The 1,661-nt window shown below is 63.2% G+C and carries 1 protein-coding gene; it reads right to left on the reverse strand.

What is annotated here, in order from left to right; all coding sequences use genetic code 11:
• Window positions 1–1,661, reverse strand: a 1,661-nt coding sequence (locus C8D77_RS37200; RefSeq protein WP_109672956.1) for a heavy metal translocating P-type ATPase, incomplete at both ends; no start/stop codon positions are given.

Raw genomic sequence — 1,661 nt, forward strand, 5'->3', positions numbered from 1 at the left:
CGCAGCCCGTTTCCGATCACCAGCAGCGATGAGGCGGACATCGCCACCGCCGCGATCAACGGCGTGACGTGGCCGAAGATGGCGATCGGCACGGCAACGGCGTTGTAGATGATCGCGATGGCTATGTTCTGGCGCATCAACCGCCCTGCCTTCCGCGAGACGTCCAGCGCAAGGGGTACTGCCGAAAGGCTTTCACGCAGAAACACGAAATCGGCCGCGTTGCGGCCAATATCGGCGGCGGTGGCGGGAGCGATCGAGACGTGCGCCGCGCCCAGCGCTGGTGTGTCGTTGAGTCCGTCGCCCACCATCAGGACCTTGTGGCCGGCCTTGGTCAGCATTTCGATCCGCTCAACCTTCCCGGATGGCGGCAGCGCCGGAACAAAACGGTCGATGCCCAATATTCTTGCGACATCGCCACAGACGTCCGCGGTATCGCCCGACAGCATTTCGACCGAGACCCCTGCATCGTTCAATTGCGCCATGACGCTCCCGGCATCGGCCCGCAACGCATCCTCGAAAGCGAAGGAAGCGACAATCATCCCGTTCTTCGTGAGAACCGTTCCGCCGTAGCCATGTTTGCCTTCGCCGCCGGTTCGAGCCTTCCATCCAGCCCATCCGCGTCGACCCAGCCGCCAGGTATTTCCGGCGTCAGTTGCTTCGATTCCAAATCCCGGATGCTCGGTGACGGCACGGAATTTGTGTTGCCCGCCAGGCGTGGCAAAACCGGCTATGGCCTTTGAAAACGGATGCCGCGAGTGCGCTGCCAGGTCGGCTGCAACTGCCAGCATGGCGGGATCGATCGATGACGCGTTGACGAGCCGGGGCTGGCCAAGCGTGAGCGTTCCGGTCTTGTCGAACACCGCTATATCAATCGTCGCCAGGCGTTCCATGGCCGAACCGTCCTTGACCATGATGCCGTTCTCGAACAGGCGCCGTGCGGCGACCACCTGTACGATCGGCACCGCGAGGCCAAGCGCGCACGGACACGTGATGATGAGAACAGCGATGGCGATCGTCATCGCCCGGTGCCAGTCGCCGGTCGCCGCCATCCAGCCCAGGAATGTTACCAACGCGGTGAGATGAACCACGGGCGCATAGAGTGCCGACACGCGGTCGGCGATACGACGATAGCGGGCACGACCGCCCTCGGCGGCTTCCATCAGTCGAACCATTTCGGCGAGGAACGAATCCTTGGCGGCAGCCGTCGCCTCGATCGTCAGCGGGCCGGTAAGATTGAGCACGCCGGCCTGTACTGCTGCGCCCGGGGCCACGTTTTTTGGCGTGCTTTCGCCTGAGGCCAGTGAGCAGTCGAGATCCGACGCCCCCTGAATGATCTTGCCGTCGACGGGGATTCTTTCACCGGCTGCGATCAACAACCGCATGCCTGGTTCGATCTCGCCGACCGGCAGATAGTCGCGCGCGCCGTCGCCGCGCTGCACCATGGCGCCACGCGCGGCCAGCTGAGACAGGCCTTTCACCGCGGTGCGGGCACGTTCGCGCATCACGTGATCCAGGGTCCTGCCGATCAAAAGGAAAAACAGCAGTGATACCGACGCGTCAAAATAGGCATGGTCGCCATGGTTGATCGTCTCATAGAGGCTCATGGCATAAGCGAGCGACACCCCAACCGCGATCGGCACGTCCATGTTCATGCGGCCGTG

This window comes from Mesorhizobium loti (assembly GCF_003148495.1).
GTDB classification, from domain to species: domain Bacteria; phylum Pseudomonadota; class Alphaproteobacteria; order Rhizobiales; family Rhizobiaceae; genus Mesorhizobium; species Mesorhizobium loti.